This is a genomic window from Cereibacter changlensis JA139, assembly GCF_003034985.1.
Classification (GTDB): Bacteria; Pseudomonadota; Alphaproteobacteria; order Rhodobacterales; family Rhodobacteraceae; genus Cereibacter; species Cereibacter changlensis.
Genome location: NZ_PZKG01000245.1, coordinates 1 through 3,210, shown reverse-complemented (window position 1 = coordinate 3,210; position 3,210 = coordinate 1). Strand labels below are relative to the sequence as shown.

Sequence of the window (3,210 nt, the reverse complement as noted above, 5' to 3'; positions counted from 1 at the left end):
AGCAGCGGCGCGACAGGTTTTCCGTTCTGGTAAGCGCTGGAACCATGCCGGGGCGGCTGGCCGAACGCCGGCAAGGTCGCCGGAGATCCGACAAGCTGCTCTGCGCGCGGGCGACTGTGAGGGCGGCCTTCGTCTCGGCGCCCGCCACAGGCCTTCACGCGGGTTTTGGCCAGTCGGGATGATCGACGGTGAAAGGGTGCGACCGAGAAGGCCCCGATCCGGATGGAGACTCCCTCACGGCAGGCCCGGCGGCTCCGCCGCATGCCGGTCCCCGGCCGTATCGGGCGACGAGACCAGCAGCAGCCGCAGATCCTGATTTCCGACGTTCCGCACCAGATGGGGCTGCCCCGGGGCGATCTCCACCGCCTCGCCCGCTGCCGCGACGACGGTCCGGCCGGGAAGCTGGATCGTCAACTCGCCGGCGAGGACATAGAAGATCTGGCGCGCGACATGATGAACATGCGGAGTCTCGGCGCAGCCCGGAGGAATGCGCTCCTCGCGGAGCGACAGGTCCGGGCCGTCGATCAGACGCCAGCCGTCGCAATGGTCGCCCCACAGGTAGTGGTTTTTGCCGGAGGCACGCCGCGCATCGGTCATGCGTCGCAGCCGTAATAGGCCTCGCCGAGGATCTGCTTGCCGTGCCGGAACTGCATATGCTCGCAGGCATGGCGGGCCCGCCCCGCGGCGTGGGAGGTGTAGAAGACGGTGACGGATTGCCCGGCCTCGTCGATGGCGAGGCCGTTCAGCTCGAACCGCAGATCAGGCGCCCGCCGGAGCGCTTCGGTCCAGTAGCCGCGTAACGCCGCGATGCCCGCAATCTGCGCCCGCCCCGTCACCTGCGCGGCAAGCGGGCTGATGAAGACGGCGTCCTCGGCAAAGGCCGTCAGCACGGCGCCCACATCATGCGCATTCCATGCGGCGATCCAGTGCCGGGCATGGGTTTCAAGGTCGGTCCGGGTCAGCTGTGTCATCGGAAAGGGGTGTTCTCGGGCAAGGCAGGGCGTCCCGCCAACGGTGGCGTGCCGGGATGCCGAGGGCAAATGAGATAACGTCCGGGGAGCGTGAGGAAATTGCACCGACCGCCCGTGTGGAAGAGCCCGTGCTGCCGCATCAACTCGGGGCGGAACGGCAGGCGAAGCGTGACCTGGCCGGCGCGATCTCGGTCATTCCGGCGCCCGGATGCGCCATCAGCCCCTGCCGGGCAAAGCTGGCTCGGGTCCGGGAGGCGATTTCCGGGGAAATCGGGTCTCCGAACCGCATCTGCTCCGTTCCGCGATGCGGGCCGTATTCCCCGGCCGCGCCCGATCGGGCATGAGAAGTTCTCAGCCCGGGGTGAGGGTCAGCAGCGCGCGGCGGAATTCCGGCTCGGTCAGCACCACCTAGCCGGCGCCGAGCGCCTGCGCGTGGGTCAGGGCGAGGGAGGTCAGCCGCTGCGCCGCCCCGATGGCGGCGGGCAGGGCCAGTCCGCGGGCGAGGCCGGCCACGATCAGCCCGGCGAAGAGATCGCCGGTGCCGGGCAGGGCGATGGGCAGGTGCGGGGTCGGGTGACGGCTGGCGCCCTCCGGGCCGAGCAGCACGCTCTCGATCTGGCCGGGGGCGGTGTCGTCCAGCGCGCAGCCGGTGGCGATCAGCCGCGCCTGCGTCGGCAGCGGCAGCAGGCGGCGGGCGGCCTCCAGATCGGCCAGGGTGGCGATGCTCTGCCCGGTCAGCCAGGACAGCTCGAACGGGTTCGGCGTGGCGATATCGGCCAGCGGCAGCAGCCGGTCGCGTATCACATCCGCGATGGCCTCGGGCACATAGAGCCCCGGCCCGGCATCGCCCATCACCGGATCGCAGAGATAGGTGAGGCCCGGCTTCGCCGCCTTCGCCCCGGCCACGAAATCGGCCACCATCCGGGCCACCTCGACCGAACCGATATAGCCGGTGACGATGAAATCCGCCCGCTCGGGCAGCCCGCGTTCGCGCGCGCCCAGCAGCAGGTCGGCGAACAGCTCCGGATCAAGCGGCCGGCCGCGCAGGGTGGGGTAATCGGGGGTGTTGGAGAAGATCACCGTGGGGATCGCCGCCACCTCCAGCCCCGCCGCCTGCATCGGGAACAGCGCGGCGGAATTGCCGACATGGCCGAAGACCACCTGGCTCTGGATCGAGATCACGAAGGGGGGAGGGGTCATGAAAAGACCTGCGTCATTGGGGGCCATCCAGTCTCTTGGTCCAGTCCTCGACGCGGCCGCTGTCCAGCCGCCGCACGGCGTAGTTGCGCCACCCCTCGGCCAGAACGTCAAGTGCGGCAATTCCTTGCAGCTCGGTCTTGTTCAGCCGGTCGATGTAGAGCGCATGCCACAGCCGGTGCAGGGTCCAGTCCGGGGCGAGGCGGTCCACCAGCTCCAGCCGGTCGCCGGGGGCGACGACGCCGGGTTGCAGCACGCGGTAATACCAGCCGGTGCGCCCCGTCTGCTGCACCCGCCGCGCCATGTCCGGCGTGGCAAACCGGCGGCTCAGCTTCCAGCAGGGTTGCCGCCCCTGCGAGACCTGCAGCAGCGCCGTGCCCAGCCGGAAGATGTCGCCCACCGCAACCGTCGCCTCTGTCAGCCCGGTGGTCGAGATGTTCTCGCCAAACCCGCCGGGCGCGGCCAGCGCAGGCAGGGCGCCGAGGTCTGCCTGCCACGCTGCATAGTGCTCGAACGGGTAGTGATGCACCGCCTTCTCCACCCCGCCATGCACGCTCCGGTCGGCCTGCTCGTCGCCCTCCAGCCCTTCCGGGCCAAGCGCGAGCGGGCGGTCCACCGGCCCCTTCACGATCCCGCTCAGGGCATCGCTGCCGGCAAGGGGCGCGGCGCGCCCGGTCAGCAGGGTGATCTTGGGCATTGGGTAGCCTCTTGCGTTTCGCCGGTCCGGCATGGAACTGACCTGTCGGCGCGCCCGATAGCAAGCCCGAAGCCCGCGGCAGGTTACTCTGCCGTCACTGGCCGGGCCGCAGTCGGGGCGACGTGCATCCCAAGCCGCGCCAGCAGATCGGCATCCTGCCAAGCCGCCGGGTTGCCGGTGGTCAGCAGCTGATCGCCGACGAAGATCGAGTTGGCCCCGGCCAAGAAGCACAGCGCCTGCAGCTCGTCGCTCATGCCCGTGCGCCCTGCCGACAGGCGCACCACCGAGGCCGGCATCAGGATCCGCGCCAGCGCCACGATGCGCACCAGCGCGAAGGGATCGACC

At 70.2% G+C, this 3,210-nt stretch carries 4 protein-coding genes and 1 pseudogene; all 5 read right to left on the bottom strand.

Translation table 11 applies throughout. From position 1 onward, the window contains the following. Nucleotides 1-234 precede the first annotated feature (234 nt). Nucleotides 235-597 carry a cupin domain-containing protein gene (locus tag C5F48_RS22650; RefSeq protein ID WP_107665978.1) on the bottom strand — a complete coding sequence of 121 codons (363 nt, stop codon included), beginning with the start codon at nucleotides 595-597 and terminating at the stop codon, nucleotides 235-237. After that, nucleotides 594-971, bottom strand: coding sequence for a nuclear transport factor 2 family protein (locus tag C5F48_RS22645; protein ID WP_107665977.1), 378 nt, complete (start codon nucleotides 969-971; stop codon nucleotides 594-596). Before C5F48_RS22645 ends, C5F48_RS22650 begins: the two co-directional genes overlap by 4 nt. Nucleotides 972-1,379: 408 nt before the next feature. Next, nucleotides 1,380-2,171, bottom strand: a complete 792-nt coding sequence (gene pdxY, locus C5F48_RS22635) for a pyridoxal kinase (protein WP_107665979.1) — start codon at nucleotides 2,169-2,171, stop codon at nucleotides 1,380-1,382. A gap of 13 nt (nucleotides 2,172-2,184) precedes the next feature. Then, nucleotides 2,185-2,865, bottom strand: a complete 681-nt coding sequence (locus C5F48_RS22630; protein WP_107665976.1) for an MOSC domain-containing protein — start codon at nucleotides 2,863-2,865, stop codon at nucleotides 2,185-2,187. Nucleotides 2,866-2,948: 83 nt separating this feature from the next. Next, a pseudogene (locus C5F48_RS22625) lies at nucleotides 2,949-3,210 on the bottom strand (biotin synthase BioB); the annotation flags it as partial.